The organism is Actinomadura sp. GC306, assembly GCF_004348665.1.
Taxonomy (GTDB): Bacteria; Actinomycetota; Actinomycetes; order Streptosporangiales; family Streptosporangiaceae; genus Spirillospora.
Map to the genome: position 1 here is coordinate 13,185 of NZ_SMKM01000002.1, position 16,069 is coordinate 29,253.

At 76.3% G+C, this 16,069-nt stretch carries 11 protein-coding genes; 2 read left to right on the forward strand and 9 right to left on the reverse strand.

Annotated elements, in window-relative coordinates:
- The first annotated feature begins 69 nt into the window (after nucleotides 1–69).
- Nucleotides 70–768, forward strand: a complete 699-nt coding sequence (locus E1200_RS00605) for a TetR/AcrR family transcriptional regulator (RefSeq protein ID WP_131949756.1) — start codon at nucleotides 70–72, stop codon at nucleotides 766–768.
- Here the strand turns inward: E1200_RS00605 and E1200_RS00610 are convergent.
- The 4 genes from E1200_RS00610 to E1200_RS00625 form a co-directional block, all read right to left on the reverse strand.
- Nucleotides 765–1,424: a DUF1707 domain-containing protein gene (locus E1200_RS00610; RefSeq protein ID WP_131949757.1), complete on the reverse strand. Its 660-nt coding sequence runs from the start codon at nucleotides 1,422–1,424 to the stop codon at nucleotides 765–767. The two genes, E1200_RS00605 and E1200_RS00610, sit on opposite strands and share 4 nt — an antisense overlap.
- A 9-nt stretch (nucleotides 1,425–1,433) precedes the next feature.
- A complete protein-coding gene (locus E1200_RS00615) occupies nucleotides 1,434–3,734 on the reverse strand; it encodes an FdhF/YdeP family oxidoreductase (RefSeq protein ID WP_131949758.1) in 2,301 nt (766 codons plus the stop codon).
- An 82-nt stretch (nucleotides 3,735–3,816) separates the two neighbouring features.
- Nucleotides 3,817–4,902 (reverse strand): trypsin-like peptidase domain-containing protein, encoded by a 1,086-nt coding sequence (locus tag E1200_RS00620; RefSeq protein ID WP_243708267.1) that lies wholly within the window; start codon nucleotides 4,900–4,902, stop codon nucleotides 3,817–3,819.
- A 104-nt stretch (nucleotides 4,903–5,006) separates the two neighbouring features.
- Nucleotides 5,007–5,987: a phosphotriesterase gene (locus E1200_RS00625; protein WP_131949760.1), complete on the reverse strand. Its 981-nt coding sequence runs from the start codon at nucleotides 5,985–5,987 to the stop codon at nucleotides 5,007–5,009.
- 108 nt (nucleotides 5,988–6,095) lie between these two features.
- Between E1200_RS00625 and E1200_RS00630 the strand changes: the two genes are divergently transcribed.
- On the forward strand, nucleotides 6,096–6,734 hold the full coding sequence (locus E1200_RS00630; protein WP_243708268.1) for a TetR/AcrR family transcriptional regulator: 639 nt from the start codon (nucleotides 6,096–6,098) through the stop codon (nucleotides 6,732–6,734).
- Here the strand turns inward: E1200_RS00630 and E1200_RS00635 are convergent.
- The 5 genes from E1200_RS00635 to E1200_RS33475 all read right to left on the reverse strand — a co-directional run bounded on the left by E1200_RS00635 (nucleotide 6,723) and on the right by E1200_RS33475 (nucleotide 16,053).
- Nucleotides 6,723–8,021 (reverse strand): multidrug effflux MFS transporter, encoded by a 1,299-nt coding sequence (locus E1200_RS00635; RefSeq protein WP_131949762.1) that lies wholly within the window; start codon nucleotides 8,019–8,021, stop codon nucleotides 6,723–6,725. The genes E1200_RS00630 and E1200_RS00635 overlap by 12 nt on opposite strands.
- Nucleotides 8,022–8,165: 144 nt before the next feature.
- Nucleotides 8,166–9,902 (reverse strand): hypothetical protein, encoded by a 1,737-nt coding sequence (locus E1200_RS00640; protein ID WP_131949763.1) that lies wholly within the window; start codon nucleotides 9,900–9,902, stop codon nucleotides 8,166–8,168.
- 3 nt (nucleotides 9,903–9,905) lie between these two features.
- Complete coding sequence (locus E1200_RS00645; protein ID WP_131949764.1) at nucleotides 9,906–12,143, reverse strand: hypothetical protein; 2,238 nt, start codon at nucleotides 12,141–12,143, stop codon at nucleotides 9,906–9,908.
- A gap of 2 nt (nucleotides 12,144–12,145) precedes the next feature.
- The gene (locus E1200_RS00650; protein ID WP_243708269.1) at nucleotides 12,146–13,414 is read right to left on the reverse strand and encodes a GTPase; all 1,269 of its coding nucleotides are present in this window, start codon (nucleotides 13,412–13,414) and stop codon (nucleotides 12,146–12,148) included.
- Nucleotides 13,411–16,053, reverse strand: a complete 2,643-nt coding sequence (locus E1200_RS33475) for a hypothetical protein (RefSeq protein WP_165950147.1) — start codon at nucleotides 16,051–16,053, stop codon at nucleotides 13,411–13,413. Before E1200_RS33475 ends, E1200_RS00650 begins: the two co-directional genes overlap by 4 nt.
- Nucleotides 16,054–16,069 lie beyond the last annotated feature (16 nt).

Here is a 16,069-nt window from a genome sequence, read left to right on the forward strand (position 1 = left end):
TGAATTACCATAGCGGTGCTATAGCCACTTGCATAGCGGTGTTCGGGAAATTTCTGTAGCATTGATGTTGTGACTGCTCAGAAGGACCTCGACACCCGCGACCGGATCCTGCGGGCGGCCGCCCGGCTGCTGGCCGAGGGCGACGGCGAACCGGTCTCGACGCGCGCCGTCTGCACGGCCGCCGGGGTGGGGGCGCCGACGCTCTACCACCACTTCGGCGACAAGCGCGGCCTGTTCGACGCCGTCGCCGCCTACGGTTTCGGGCGGTACCTGGCGAGCAAGCGCGCCCAGGAGAGCACCGGCGACCCGGTCGAGGACCTGCGCCGCGGGTGGGACCTGCACATCGAGTACGGCCGCACCAACCCCGCGTTCTACACGCTGATGTACGGGACGTCCCGCACGCCGCCCATCGCCGGGGAGGCGCACCGCATCCTGCTCGGCCTCCTGGACGCCGTCGCCCGCGCCGGGCGCCTCCGCGTCCCCGTCGGCACGGCCGCCCGGATGATCCACGCCGCCGGTGTCGGCGTCACGCTTGCGCTCATCGCGGGCGAAGGCGACGGCGAGGCGGACGATGAGCTGTCCGAGCGGACGAGGGAGGCGATCCTCGCCGCGGTGACCGTCCCGGCCGACGGGCAGGACGGCGCGGGGAGCACGGCGGCGGGGGCGGGGGCGCTGCGGGCCGCCCTGGCCGCCGATCCTCCGGCGCGGCTGTCGGCGTCGGAGGCGGCCCTGCTCGGCGAATGGCTCGACCGGATCGCCGAGGGTTAGTCGTCCTCGGGGGCCTTGAGGTGCTTGTCGCGCTTCTTCTGGCGGCTCGACTTGCGGCGCTTCACCGCGACGCCGCCCCAGAAGGCCAGGCCCCTGATGACGACCGTGGGCGCGCCGGGAACCCCCGGCCCGCTCGCCCGCTGGTCGAACCCGCCCATGATGCCGAGGCCTTTGACGTGCACGGTGATGTCGTCCGGCACGACGATGTCGACGCCGCCCATGATGGCCAGCGCCCGGATCGTCGTCTCCGGCTCCTCGAACCGCGCCTCGCGCAGGTCGATCTTCCCGCCGCCCCAGAACGCGAACGCGCGGAAGACGCGGGGGACGTTCCACACGCCCGCCCGCTGGAACCCGCTCATGATCCCGATGCCGCCGTTCCAGGACGGCGCGTCCGGCAGCGGACGCCAGGCCGCCGCGCCGGACGGCGCCGGCGGCGGGGCCGCGCCGGGCGCGGGCAGGTCGCGGGTGAGGGGCTCCAGGTCCGCGTAGGTCTTGGCCGCGTACGCCGCGTCCAGGCGCTCGTCCAGCTCCTCCAGGGTCAGCCGCCCGTCGCCGGCGGCGTCCCGCAGCACCTGCGCGACCCGGTCGCGATCGGCGTCGCCGGCCCGCATCTCCGGCGACGCGGGGCGCCCGGCGCGGTCGGGGAGGTTCGTCATGCCCCGAGCCTAGACCAGGTCGCCCTTCCGGGCCGCTGACGGCTCAAGCCGGACGATCACGGACTTGGAGGTCGGGGTGTTGCTCACCTCGGCGGTGCTGTCGAGCGGGACGAGGACGTTGGTCTCCGGGAAGTACGCCGCCGCACAGCCCGCCGCGGTGGGGTAGGCGACGGTGCGGAAGGACGGGGCGCGGCGCTCCACCCCGTCCTCCCACTCGGAGACCAGGTCGACCGTCGCGCCGTCCGCCAGCCCGAGGGCGGCGAGGTCGGCCGGGTTGACGAACACGACGCGCCGCCCGGCCTTGATGCCGCGGTACCGGTCGTCCAGGCCGTAGACGGTGGTGTTGTACTGGTCGTGGCTCCGGACGGTCTGCAGCAGCAGCCGCCCCTCCGGGACCCGCAGGACCTCCAGCTCGTTCACCGTCAGGTTGGCCTTGCCGGTCGCGGTGGGGAACCTGCGCTCGTCGCGCGGCGCGTGCGGGAGCGTGAACCCGCCGGGCGCGCGGACGCGGTCGTTGAAGCCGGCGAACCCGGGCACGACGCGGGAGATGTGGTCGCGGATCACGTCGTAGTCGCGTTCCATCGCCGCCCAGCCGATGCCCGAGCCGGGCAGCGCCGCCCGCGCCAGCCGGCAGACGATCGACACCTCCGACAGCAGGTGCGGCGAGGCGGGGGCGAGCCGGCCCCGGGAGGCGTGCACCATGCCCATCGAGTCCTCGACGGTGACGAACTGCGGGCCGGACTCCTGCTCGTCCCGCTCGGTGCGGCCGAGCGCCGGCAGGATCAGCGCCAGCTCGCCGGTCTCGGCGTGCGAGCGGTTGAGCTTGGTGGACACCTGCGCGGTGAGCCGGCAGTTCCGCAGCGCCGCCTCGGTCACCGCGGAGTCGGGGGTGGCGCGGACGAAGTTGCCGCCCATGCCGAGGAACACCTTCGCGCGGCCGTCCCGCATGGCGCGGATCGCGTTCACGGTGTCCAGGCCGTGCTCGCGCGGCGGCTCGAACCCGAACTCGGCGGCGAGCGCGTCCAGGAACCCGGGCTTCGGCCGCTCCCAGATGCCCATCGTCCGGTCGCCCTGCACGTTGGAGTGGCCGCGCACCGGGCAGACGCCCGCGCCGGGACGGCCGATGTCGCCGCGCAGCAGCAGGAAGTTGACGATCTCGCGGATCGTGGGGACGGAGTTGCGGTGCTGGGTGAGGCCCATCGCCCAGCAGACGATGATCCGCTCGGCCCGCAGGACGTCGCCGAGCACGCCGCCGATCTCCGCGCGGGTCAGCCCGGTGGCCGCCAGGACGTCGGCCCAGTCCAGGCCGAGGACGTGCTTCTCGAACGCCTCGAACCCGTGCGTGTGCGCGTCGAGGAATCCGCGGTCGACGGCGTCCGGCGCGTCCGACTCCAACAGCATCCGGTTGAGGGCCTGGAACAGCGCGAGGTCGCCGTTCAGCCGGATCTGCAGGAACCGGTCGGCGAGCGCGGTGCCCCGGCCCGCGATCCCGGCCGGGCGCTGCGGGTTCTTGAACCGCATCAGCCCCGCCTCGGGCAGCGGGTTGACGGCGATGATCCGGGCGCCCGCCTTCTTCGCCCGCTCCAGCGCCGACAGCATCCGCGGGTGGTTGGTCCCCGGGTTCTGCCCCACGACGAAGATCAGGCCGGCCCGGTCGAGGTCCTCCAGCAGCACCGAGCCCTTGCCGACGCCGAGGGTCTCGGTCAGCGCCGACCCGGACGACTCGTGGCACATGTTGCTGCAGTCCGGGAGGTTGTTCGTCCCGAACGCGCGGACGAACAGCTGGTAGGCGAACGCGGCCTCGTTGCTCGTGCGGCCCGAGGTGTAGAAGACGGCCTCGTCCGGTGAGTCCAGCGCGTTCAGCTCCGCCGCGAGCAGGGCGAACGCCTCGTCCCACGACACCGGCTCGTAGTGCTCGGACCCGGCGCGCTTCAGCATCGGCTCGGTGAGGCGCCCCTGCTGCCCGAGCCAGTGGTCGGAACGTTGCGCCAGCTCGGCGACGGTGTGGCGGGCGAAGAACTCGCGGGTGACGCGCCGCGTCGTGGCCTCCTCGGCGACGGCCTTCGCGCCGTTCTCGCAGAACTCGGCGACGTGCCGGCGGTCGCCCTCAGGCCACGCGCACCCCGGGCAGTCGAAGCCGGTCTTCTGGTTGACGCGCGCCAGCGTCAGCGCGGTGCGCCGCACCCCCATCTGCTCGTAGGAGTGCCTGAGCGCGGCGGTGACCCCGGGCACGCCCGCGGACGACGTCTTCGGCTCAGAGACCTCCAGATCCGCGTCGTCGAAGTCACCGGAAGGCGCCTTGCGGCTCATCGCACCCACATCCTCGTAGTCGCCCGGGGTCCCCCTCACTTTCGCACGAGGACGCGGCCCGCACCCGCGAGCCGGAGACGTGTCACTGGGGAGGTCCCTCGGCGAGGCGGATCGTGGCGGACACGGCGGCGCCCTGGGCGGTCGTCCACTCCAGCTGGACGATGTCGCCCGGATGGTGGGCGAGCATCAGCGTCGTCAGGGTGGTGGGCGAGTCGACGCCCCGGCCGTCGAAGGTCACGATGGCGGCCCCGACGGGGATGCGCGCGGCCTCGGCGGGGGAGCCGGGGACGACCTCGGCGACGACGGCGCCCCGCGAGTTGCGGTTGGAGCGGACCTTGACGCCGAGCATGGCGGTCGGCCCGATGTGCACGGTGACGGACGCCTCGCCGCGCTGGATCTGCCGCGCGACGTCCAGGGCGCGGTCGGACGGGATCGCGTACCCGCGGTGGTTCTTGTTCTCGTCCGCGCCGCGCGAGGGCCCGGCGGAGGCGGCGGTGTTGATGCCGATCACCTTGCCGTCGGTGTTCAGCAGCGGCCCGCCCGAGTCGCCCGGCTTGATCGGCGCGTCGGTCTCGAGCAGGCCGCTGAGCTGCTCGGTGGTGCCGCTGCTGTCGTCGCGGGCGGTCACGGACTGCTCCAGGGCGGTGACCTCGCCGGTGACGACCCGGGGCTTGCCGCCCTCGCCGCCCGCGTTGCCGACGGCGGTGACCGGGTCGCCGACCCGCACGCCGGACGCGGACGCGAACGCGGCGGCCTTGAGCCGGGTCGCGCCCTCCAGCCGGATCACCGCGATGTCGCCCGCGCGGTCGTAGCCGACGACCTGCGCGGTGTAGGTGCGGCGGTTGTCGGTGTCGGTGCCCTTGATCTTGGTGGCGCCCCTGATCACGTGGTTGTTGGTGAGCACGAGCCCGGCGGCGGTGAGCACGACGCCCGTCCCGGCGGCGCGGGTGCCGCGCAGGTCCTGCTCGGTCTCGATGTTGACGACGCCGGGGCGCCGGCCGCTGGGCTTGGCGTTCTTCTTCTGGGGCGACGCGGTGACCGGCGGGGGGACGTCCTCGGCGGTCCCGCCGCCGGCGATCCGGCAGCCGGGGACGACCAGGGCCAGCAGAGTCACCAGGAACAGCACCGTCACGGCCCGGGGGCCGCGACGCCGCGTGTCTTCGCTCACCGGCGCCTCCCTCGCAGTCCTCCCCATGATTTCCCGAATTGCGATGATTAGTCGCTTATGTAGGTTGATCGTGACCGGGTGGTCGCCGGGGGCGGCCGGACCGGTCAGCGGGTGAAGTAGCGCCGCGGGTTGCCGGCGAGCATCTGCTCGATCCGGTCGTCCCCGACGCCGGCCGCGCGCAGTGCGGGCAGCACGTCGTCGGTGACGTGCCCGTAGTGCCAGTTCGGCTGCATCGCGGGGACCGTCGCCGGGTCGGGGCCGAACCAGTCGATGAAGCAGCTCGCGTCGTGGCTGAGCACCATCCGGTCGGCGTAGCCGCGCTCGCACAGGGCCGCGATCGTGGCCACCCGGTTCTCGGTCGGGTTGATGATGTCGAGGCCGAAGCGGTCCATGCCGAGGATCGCGCCGGAGTCGGCGAGCTCCATCAGGTAGTCGAGGTCGTTGCTGTCGCCCGCGTGCCCGATCACGACCTTGGTGAGGTCCACGCCCTCCTTGCCGAGCAGGTCGACGACCGGCCGGCCGGCGTGCCGGGAGCTCTCGGTGTGCACGGTGACCGGCGCGCCCGTCTCGCGGTGGGCCCCGGCGACGGCCCGCAGCACCCGCTCGACCCCGGGGGTGAGGCCGGGGGCGTCCACGGCGCACTTGAGGAACGCCGCCTTGACGCCGGTGCCGCCGATGCCCTCGGTCAGGTCGCGGACGAAGTCGGCGATCATCGGGTCGGGGCCCACGTCCAGCATCGTGCCGGGGCCGCGGTGGTGGAACTGGAACGGCACGTCGTTGTAGGTGTAGATCCCCGTCGCCACGATGATGTTGAGCTCCGGCACCTGCTCGTTGATCCGCCGGATCCGCGGGATGTAGCGGCCGAGGCCCCACACGGTCGGGTCCGCGATCGTGGTGATGCCGCGGCCCGGCAGCTCGCGCAGCTTCGCCACCGCGTCGGCGACCTTCTCCTCCTCGTCCCACCAGTCGCCCGCGCCGTAGTTCTGCACGTTCTCGGCGCCGAGGACGAAGACGTGCTCGTGCATGAGCGTGCGTCCCAGGTCGCCGGTGTCGACGGGGCCGCGGACGGTCTCCACTGCGGGCATGGGCTCTCCTCTGTACGGGCGCGCGGCGCATACCGACCGGTCGGTTTTCTGGCAAGCTATGGCGTGGGACACATCGGAGTCAATGCCCCGCTGATGGGAGGTGCCCAGGTGAGGGACACCGCAGGGCCCGGGTCGGCGGACCCCCGGTCGGCGGCGCCCGTCCGGTCGAGCGCGGTCGAGCGGCGGATCCTGGCCGCCGCGCTCCGGCTGTTCGCCGAGCGCGGGTTCGACGGGACGTCGGTGCAGAACATCGTGGCGGCCGCCGAGGTCACCAAGGGCGCCCTCTACCACTACTTCGACTCCAAGGACGATCTCCTCTACGAGATCTACCACTCGCTGATCGCCCGGCAGCTCGCCGACCTCGGCGGCGTCCTGGCGCGCGGGCTGCCGCCCCGCGAGGCCGTCCGCGCCGTGCTGGCCGGGCTGATCCGCAGCACGGCGGAGCACATCGACGAGGCGAAGGTGTTCTCCCGCGAGATGCACCGGCTGGACGGCGTCCGGATGCGCTCGGTCCGCGCCGACCGCCGCCGCTACCACGTGACGTTCCGCGGCCTCGTCGAGAAGGGGCAGCGGGAGGGGGTGTTCAGCTCCGCCACGCCCGCCGAGACCGTCACGATCGTCGCGCTCGGCATGGTGAACCAGATGCCGTCCTGGTACCGGGCGGACGGCCCGAAACCGGCCGCGCGGCTCGCCGACGAGGTCGCGGAGTTCATCCTGGCCGCCCTCGACGGCGGCTCAGCCCGCTGACGGCGGCGCCGCCCCGCTGCCGGGCCCTGCGCCGGGCCCTGTGCCGGGCGCGGCCTTCGTCTCGCGGTCGCGGGTGGTCGTCGCGGTGACGACGCACGCCAGCACCGCCAGCGCGGCGATCGACACGGCCATCGGGACGGCGGTGTCCGGCCCGGCGATCCCGGCGAGCGGCGCGGCGGCCCCGCCGAGCGTGAACTGGGTGACGCCGAGCAGCGCCGATGCGCTCCCGGCGACCCGGGACGCGCGGCCCGACGACAGCGCCAGCGCCGTCGCGTTCGGCAGGATGAGGCCCTGCCCGGAGGTGACGAGGAACAGCGCGGGGAGCACCCCGTACAGCCCGGCGCCGGTGAGGACGGCGAGGACCAGCCCCGCGCCGCCCGCCGTCAGCAGGCCGAGCCCGGTGGCCAGCAGCCGCCGCAGCCGCACCCGCCCGGCGAGCCGGCCGCCGATCTGCGAGGCGCCCACGATGCCGAGGGCGTTGACGCCGAAGGCGATGCCGTAGGTCTGCGGCGACATCCCGTAGATGTCCTGGAGGACGAACGGGGACCCCGAGATGTAGGTGAACATCGCACCGAACGCGAGGCCGATCGTCAGCGCGTAGCCGGCGAACATCCGGTCGGTCGCCAGCTCCCGGAACGTGGCGGCGGTCGCGCGCAGCCCGCCGGTCGCGCGGCGCTCCGGCGGCAGCGTCTCCCTCAGCCCGAGCAGCGCGGCGAGGAACAGTGCCACCCCCGTCCCGGACAGGACGGCGAACAGGCCCGGCCACGGCAGGACGCGCAGCAGCTGCCCGCCGACCACGGGCGCGAGGATCGGGGCGAGCCCGGTGACCAGCATCAGCATCGAGAAGAACCGGGCGACGGCGACGCCCTGGTAGAGGTCCCGGACGATCGCCCGCGCGATCACGATCCCGGCGGCCCCGGCGGCGCCCTGCACCATCCGCATCGCGATCAGCGTCTCCACGGTGGGGGAGGCCGCGCACAGCAGCGAGGCGACGGCGTAGGCCGCCAGCCCGACCAGCAGCGGGCGGCGCCGCCCCAGCGAGTCGCTGAGCGGCCCCGCCACCGCCTGCCCCAGGGCGAGCCCGGCGACGCACGCGGTGAGCGTGAGCTGCGTCTGCATCGCGCCCGTCGACAGGTCGTCGGCGAGCGCGGGCAGCGCGGGCAGGTACAGGTCGATCGACAGCGGCCCGATGGCCGTCAGCGACCCGAGGACGATGATCAGCCAGAGCCGCCGGTCGGCCGCACCGCCGCGCGCCTCGCCGGTGGACGGGTCGGCCGTCTGCGTCATGGTGGCCTTTCGGTCGGAAGGGAACCGCGGGGTCAACGGCTCCGAAACCCTTCAACACCGGATCATGGCCCTTAACCTTCCTCCTCATAAGAGTGCGTTCGGTCACATGGCAGGCGTCGCGGGACGCCGATGGCCGCCGGAGAGTCAGTAGGGGAAGCGTTCCGCGGCGGCGACGACCGCGCCGGTGACGGTCGCCACCGTGACGGCCGACACCCCCGCGAGGACGGCCCACCGCCCCGCCTGGTACCCGATCGGGACGCGGCTCGGGCCGCGGCCCCGCACCGGCCACGGGGCGCGCAGCGGGGCCGTCCCGGGAAGCTCCTGGGCGGCGTCGTCGGGCGGCCGGACGCCGTTCGCCGCGCCCGCGGGCGCCAGGCCGGTCACCCAGCCGAGCAGGTCGGCGACGTCCGCGGGCTCCGTCGCCAGGCCGGACGCGAAGTAGCGCACCTGCCCCGCGAGCTGGTCGAGGGTCCGGACGGTGTTGCCGAGCCCGATGTCGCCGAGCCACTCGCGCAGCCCGGCCTCGTCGTGCGGCCCGGCGTCGCCGAGGCCCCGGCCGATCTCGGTCCGGGCGAGGAGGTCGGTCTTGGTGACGACGACCGCGACCCGCTTCTGGTGCCCCTGGTCGGGACGGGACCGCAGCTCGTTCAGCACCCGCTGCAGCGTGTCGGCCGGGTCCTCCTCCGACGACGCGGCGGCCCGGTCGACGAACTCCCGCTCGTCCCCGGTCAGCGAGCCGCGCAGCTGGGGGAGGGCGAACGGGTCCACGACGAACAGCAGCGCCTCGCTGTGCTCCAGGTAGCGCAGCGACTCGACCTCCGTGGCGCCCGTGTAGTGCTCGCCGGCCGGGTCGAACAGGTAGAGGATCCGCCGCGCCCGGCCCGGGAGCTCCACGTCCACCATGGTCGCGAGCGGCAGTTCCGGCCCGGTCTTGGCGAGCCGCCCGCCGCGGCTGAACTCGCGGATCGCGCCCGCGTACGCCTGCGCGTGCCGCTGCTCCACGAACGCGAGCCGCCCGTGGACGGCGCGTGCCCGCGCGTGCAGGGCGCGGATCCCGAGGACCATGAACGTGGTCTTCCCGGCGGCCGGGCCGCCGACGAACGGCAGCGGCTCCACCCGCACCCGCCCGATCCGCTCGGGCAGCCGCCCGCCGCAGTGCGGGCAGTACGCGGCGAGCCGGAAGCGCCCGAGCGGGACGGTCGTGGGCAGCCGCGCCCCGCACCGGCACACGTGCCGGAACGCCCCGCCCGACCCCGGGGTGAGGCGGGGGTGGCGCGCCCCGCACCCGGGGCACTCGTACTCGGGCAGGCCGATGCGCTCGTAGCAGAAGGGGTGCGGGCAGGTCTGCAGGATCCTGCCGTACATCATGAAGAGCCGCTCCAGCGCGGCCAGGGCGAGCGCGCACACGAGCCACACCGCGAGCCCCGCCGCGGCCACCAGCCCGTACAGGACGGTCAGCGCGAGCACGAACACGGCGGCGGGGACGGCGGCGGCCACGATGCCCGCGCACAGCGCCAGCCACACGGGGAAGACGAAGAACCCCCAGAACCCGCCGAGCAGCAGCCGGGTCAGGCGGACCAGGACCGACCGGGCGGTCCGGTACACCTGCGGCACGACCGTGCGGCTGATCGTCCACCAGTCGCGCCACACCTGGCCGAGCAGGTAGTGCCGGTAGGCGATCTTCGGCTCGGGGACCGGCGACGGCCCCTCCAGGGAGGACGGCGCGAGCGTCCGGCAGGCGTGCAGGTAGTACAGGCCCAGCGCGGCGGCCCCGGCGACGACGAGCGTCGCGGCGAACAGCACCGGGAACACGTACATGAACCCCAGCCACATCGCCGCGCCCCACACGGCGATCAGCAGCAGCACGAGAACGGGATGCACGGCTCACCTCCCCCCGCGCGGGGAGTCGCCGCCGGCGAGGAGGTCGCGCAGCGCGGCCCGCAGCCGGGGGCTGCGCTCCAGCCGCACGTCGAGCTGCCGGCCCGCCAGCCACCGGCCCGCCGCCGCCCGCGCCCACGCCTCCAGCGCCGGGTCGGCGGCGCCGCGGGTCCGCATCCGCAGCACGACCTCGACCAGGTCGTTGCGCTGCTCGGCCTCGCCGCCGCGCAGCGGGGCGCGGCCCGAGCGGGCGCGGCCGGGCAGCTCCGCGGTCCACCGCTCGCCGAGCCGGGCGCGGACCGGCGCGGGCAGCGCGGCCAGCAGCTCCGCCCGGAACGCCGGCGGGCGGCGGGCCAGCCGCCGCGCCGCCCCGACGAACGCCTCGCCCGCGAGCTGCGGCGTCGTGCCGCCGGAACCGGCGATCTCCGCCAGCGCCCGCGCCGCCCGCGCCGCGCCGGCGGTGATCGCGGTTCCGTACGCCTGGACGAGGGCGGCGTCGCGGCCCGCGCGCCCGCCGGGCAGGACCTCCCGGACCCGCTCGGCCAGTCGCAGCACGGCCGGCTCCGCGAGCCCGTCGCCGCCGGGGAACGCCAGGCGGGTGAACGCGCGGGACGGCAGCCCGGCCAGCGGGGCGCGGGCGGCCATCGCGTCCCCGTGGGCGTCCAGCAGGGCGGCGCACTCACCGGCGGACGGCGGCACCCGCCAGACCTCCTCCAGCGCCGCGTCCACGTCGCCGGCCAGCCGGAGCAGCTCCCCGGTGACCTGGATCCGGCGCTCCGGATGCCGCCGCCCGACCGACGCCAGCACCGCGCCCGCGACGGCGGGCACGGCGCGGAGCCGCTCGGGATGCTCCTGCAGCAGGTCGCAGTTGGCGGGCGTGAGCGCCGCCGCGCGCTCCCGCTCGCCGGCGTCGGCGAGCCCGGTGAGCACGCCGTCGAGGAGGGCGTCGCGCAGCCCGGCGGGGCAGCCGGCGAGCGCCGCGCCGAGACCGGCGTCGCCGAGCCGGGCGCACCGTGCCGCCGCCGCCGCGACCGCCGCCGGATCGAGTCGCACCCCTGCCCGCTCCGCCACGCCCGCTGCCGCCGCGACCTCGGGCAGGCCGGACGCCGCGGCCAGTGCCTCCGCCACCCGTTCGCCGACGCGGAGCGAGCACTGCCGGGCGACGTCGGCCGCGCCCGCCGCCAGCGCCCGCTCGTGCAGGGCGAGCGCGAGGTCCAGCCCCATCGACGGGACACCGGGGACGAGGTCGCGCCACACCCGTTCGGGGATCGCGGACCCCCGCCGCGACAGCAGCTCCGCCGCCGCGCCCTCCTCGGCGGCGGTGACGGTCGTGTCGCCCCGGCAGAGCGCCAGCAGCGCCGCGGCCCCCTCCTGCGCGGGGTCGTTCAGCGGCGCCAGCTCGCCGAGGGCGTCGAGGCCGGCGAAGTCGGGGCCGCGCCAGCAGCCGGCGACGGTCCGCGCGAAGCGGCTCGTCCCGCCGGCCGGGGCGCCCTCGCGCAGGTCGAAGACGTGGGCGTGCGAGGCGCGGTGCCGGGCGGCGGCCCACACCGCGGGCGTGGTGCCGACGAGGCGCTGCGCGGCGCCGTCCGGGTCGGCTGTGTAGGTGACGAACGACAGCCGCGCCGCCGCCGCGACCGGCAGCGAGTACGACACGACCGCGATCCAGCGGGCGATCAGCTCGACGTCGTCGGCGACGAGGACGACCCGCCCGTGGCCCTGCCCGAGGACGCCCGCGACGGCGTCCACCAGGTGCGCGAGCAGCGCGTAGGGGTCGCCCTTCGCGGCCCCGGGGAGCCACCCGGCGAGCGACTCCGGGTCGAGCGCCGCGCCCGGGGCCAGCTCGTCCAGGGGCTCCAGGGCCGCCGTCCCCGGGTCCGGGACGTGCGCCCAGTGCGGTGCGGACCACAGCTCGGCGGGGCGCAGGCCCTCCAGCTCGTCCGGTTCGGCGACGACCGCGTGCGCGAAGAAGTTGCCGTAGCGGCCCGAGTAGTCGCGGCCGAGGTAGCGGCACCGCAGCAGCAGCGGGCGCCCGTCCACCCGGTCGTACAGCAGCGAGACGGGGAACAGCGCGAGCTCCGCGTCGCCGGGCGACGGCGGCGCGTCGGGCGGCGGCCGGTACGACAGGTACGGGGTCACGCCCGCCCGGACCCCGTCGGGCAGGCCCGGCGTCTCGGCGACGAACTGGAACCCGGCCCGGCCGGTCGGCCCGCTCCGGGCGGAGGTGTAGTGCAGCTGCCACGCCACGGCTACGCCCCTCCGGGACGGACGCCGTCGAGCATCCCGAACCGGTGCAGCAGCCAGAGCAGCGGGTCCTCGGCCCGGTACGGCCGGACGCCGCCCGCGCCGACCCGCCCGCCCTCCGGCGCCGCGCCGAGCGCCGACAGGCCGAACAGCGCGTGGTCGGCGAACTGCTGCCCGAGGTAGGTGTCGAGCTGGCCCGCCCGCCACTCGTGCAGCAGCGCCCGGACCTGCTCGTCCACCGCGTCCCGGTCGTCGAGGTCCAGCACGCCCTGGCCGGACCGGGACCGGTGCAGCGCCGACTGCTCCAGCAGCCCCGGCCGCAGCACGTCGATCTTGGTGAGGGCGACCGCGACCGGCACGGGCAGCGGCCGGCCGGGGCGGGTGCCGTGCCGCTGCCGGAGCGTCTCGGTGACGCGGGCGATGACGTTCAGCGGCTCGCCGTCCGGGTCGGCCGCGGGCGGCCCGGCGGGCGTCCCGGGGACGCCGTCGCGCACCCCGGAGCGGGCGCCGGGCAGCTCCAGCGGGTCGACGAGGAAGATGATCGCGTCGGCCGCCTCCAGGTACCGCAGGTGCAGGTCGGTGGCCTCGCGGCTGCGCAGGTCCTCGCCGGCGGTGTCGAACAGCACGAGCGCGAGCGAGTCGTTGCGCGGGCGGGACAGGCGCCCCTTCCGCGTCCGGGTGAGCAGGTACACCAGCGGCTCGCGGGGGCCGGTCGCGGCGCTCGCCGTCGTCGGCAGCAGCCGCCGCTCCTCCAGCAGCGGGCGGGCGAAGTCGCGCTTGTACCGCTCGATCGTCCGGTCGTCGCACGCCACCAGCGACGCGTCCAGCTCCGTCCCGACCCGGTTCATCAGCTCGTGCAGCAGCACGGCGATGTAGGTGCTCTTGCCGGCGTTCTTCGCCCCGACGAGCGCGACGATCCGGCCGGGGGAGTCGCAGTACGCGGACGGGAGCGGGTTGTGGCACTCGGGGCAGGCGCGGTTGCCGGTCGGGAGCCCGCAGTCCGGGCAGTCCGCGCGGCCCGCCCGTCCCGGCGCGGCGAACACCGGCGGCAGCGACGCGCCCGCCGTCGACCCGGTGTAGGCGGCGAGCTCCTCGTCCAGGACGGGCGCGCAGCCCCGCCGCCGCCCCGACTGCCCTCGGCAGCGGAACAGGATCCGCTGCGGCGCGACCGACGCGAAGCAGTACGGGCACGTGACGCCCTTGCGGGACGCGCGCGGCCGGGCCGGGCGCTGCAGCGCCCCCGCGCCGGCGATGCGGGCGAGCGGCCCGGTCACCGCTGCACCCGGAGCCGGCGGACGGGGGGATCGCTCAGCGCGACGGCCGCGTCGTCGGCGAAGCAGCGCAGCCAGTACGGCGCGGCGGCGGCCGGCGCGTCCAGCGACAGCTCGCCCGGCACGGGCACCTGCTCCCACCGGCCGAGCGTCTCCCCGTCGGCGGCCCGGTGCGGCATGACCCGCCCGGTGCGCAGCACCAGCGCGAGCCGTGCCAGCCGCAGCGGGCGCGGCGAGGTGAGCCGGACGGTCAGCGTCCGCCGCCACGGCGGCCCGGACCGCAGCACGTCGTAGCGGACGATCGTGCGGGCCGCGACCTCGGCGGTCACCGGCGGCCCGGTCACCCGGGAGCCGCCCACCGTCCCGGCCGCCGCGACCGACAGCTCGACGGGCTCGTCCGCGGGGACGGGCAGCCTGATCCCGCCCTGGGCGTCGTACGCGGCGCGGGTGACGACCGCCCCGGACGCGGCGGCGGGCCGCGGCGCCTCGGCGCCGATCCGGTACGCGAGCTCGACCTCGGTGACGTCCGGCGGCCAGTCGAACCCGACGTGCACATGGTCGCCGCGCCGCTCGGCGACGAGCCGGCGCGGCGGCGGCAGGTTCACGTGCCGGTGGTAGGCGCCGATCGCGGCGGTGCCCTCGGCGACGGTCACCGCGAGCAGCCACCCGCTGGAGCCGGGCCGCACCGCGAGCCCGCCGGGGACGGGGGCGCACGCCAGCCGCCGCGTCTCGCGCCGCACCTCCTCCAGCGGGACGAGCGCGCTGCGCGGCCACGGCGGCGGCCCCTCGGCCAGCACCAGCTCGGCCGTCCCGCTGCCGGGCGGGCCGAACGCGACCCGGACCAGGCCCGGGTCGGCCGGGTCGGTCTCGGCGGACAGCTCGTACACCGGCTCGGGCGGCGCGCTCGGCGTGGCCGACGCGCGCACCCCGTCCGTCACGACCTCCCGGCCGGCGGAGTCGAGGTACACCGCGCAGATCCGGTAGTGGTGCGTCCGGCCGTTGGGGACGCGCTCGCGGAACCCGTCGCGGCCCGCCGGGACGGCCCGCCCGTCGCGGACGACGACGACCCGCGCCGCCTCCGCCGGGCACCGCCACCGCCCCGTGACCTGGCCGTCCCCGGCCAGCAGCTCGACCTCGGCCGGGTCGGGCCGCACCAGCAGCGGCCCCGCCACGGCCGGCGCGGCGGCGGCGTCGCCGCGCACCGCGACGACGCCGTAGTACAGCGGCACGTTGACGGGCGGCCGCTCGTCCAGCGGGCCGGTCAGGGCCTCGCCGTCCCGGGCGTCGCGCGGCGCCCGGCCGGTCCGCCGCACGACCTGGTGCAGGATTTCGCCCGCCGTGGAGGGCGACGCCTCCCACGACAGGCGGACGGCGGCGCCGTCCACGTCGGCGCGCACCGCCGGGACGGGGCGCGGCGGCAGCCGGCGCTGGTGGGCGGCGGCGCCGGGCAGGTCGCGGACGAGGCGGAGCGCGTCGGCCAGCAGCCGGTGGGCGCGGTCCGGGTCGCGCTCGGCCGCCGCGGTCTCGCGCAGGCGCAGCGCGGTGTCGAGGCGGTGCCGGGCCTCCGCGGCGAGGACCGCCTCCTCCGGCGCCCCGGCGTCGCCGGGGGCGCGGGGGAGGCCCGCCGCGTCGGCCAGCTCGGCCGCCGCGAACACCTCGCCCGCGTCCAGCAGCGCGCGCAGCCGCCCGGCGAGCCCGCCGCCCGGCGCGGTCTCGCGGACGACGGCGAACACCATGCGGCGCGCGTCGCCCTGGTCGATGCCGAGGTCCTCGGCCGCGTACCGCAGCAGCGCCCGCTCCGACGCCCGCTGCCGCAGCCGCTCGCGCAGCCGGTCGGCCACGTCGTAGCGGAGCAGCTCGGGCAGGTCGGCGCCCGACCGCAGCGCCGCGAGGACCGTGTCGGCGTGGGTGGTGCTCGTGTCGCGGCCGCGGCGCGCCCACCGCGCGCCGGCCGCGGCGACGGCGTCCGCGTCGAGCCGCAGGTCGCCGCCGGGCACGGCGAACCCGTCCAGCACGCGGACCGGTCCGGTCAGCCGGGACCCGAACAGGAAGTCGGCCAAATGGCGCATGCCGAGGATGTCCAGCGACTCCTGGACCTTCCGGAACGCCGGGTAGGGCGCGGCGGTCGGCAGCGGGTCGGGCTCGCGGACCTCGATCCGGTCGTCGGCGGCGAGCCGCTCCAGCTCGGCGCGGGCCACCCCGCCGGTCCGCGCGATGCCCTCGATCTCGGCGGGCGCCACCATCTTCAGCACCCCCGCCGCGTCGGTGAGCCGCGCGCGGGCCCGGCTCCGGCGCCGCTCGCCGCGCTCGTGCCCGCTGCGCAGCCGCGCGGCAAGCGGGCGCAGGTCGCCGCGCTCGGCGGCGGTGAACAGCGGGGCCAGCTCGCGGTGCTCGGCCTCCAGCCGGTCGATCAGCTTGCGGTACTTCAGCTGCCCGCGGGCCCGCCGCCAGCACTGCCGCACCTCTTTCACGCGCGCCGTGACGTCCGGGCCGGTGAGTCCGTCGAGAGGATCTCGTCCCTTGGGGCCGGAGGACGGTGGTACGGGGAGCGCGTACCTGGCGCGCAGATCCTCGGGAGGCTGGTCGCCCGCCGCCCGCGCGGGCTCCAGTACCTCCCGCCGGTAGTCGTCGTCGAACGTCACGGGCGCCTCCAGGGGC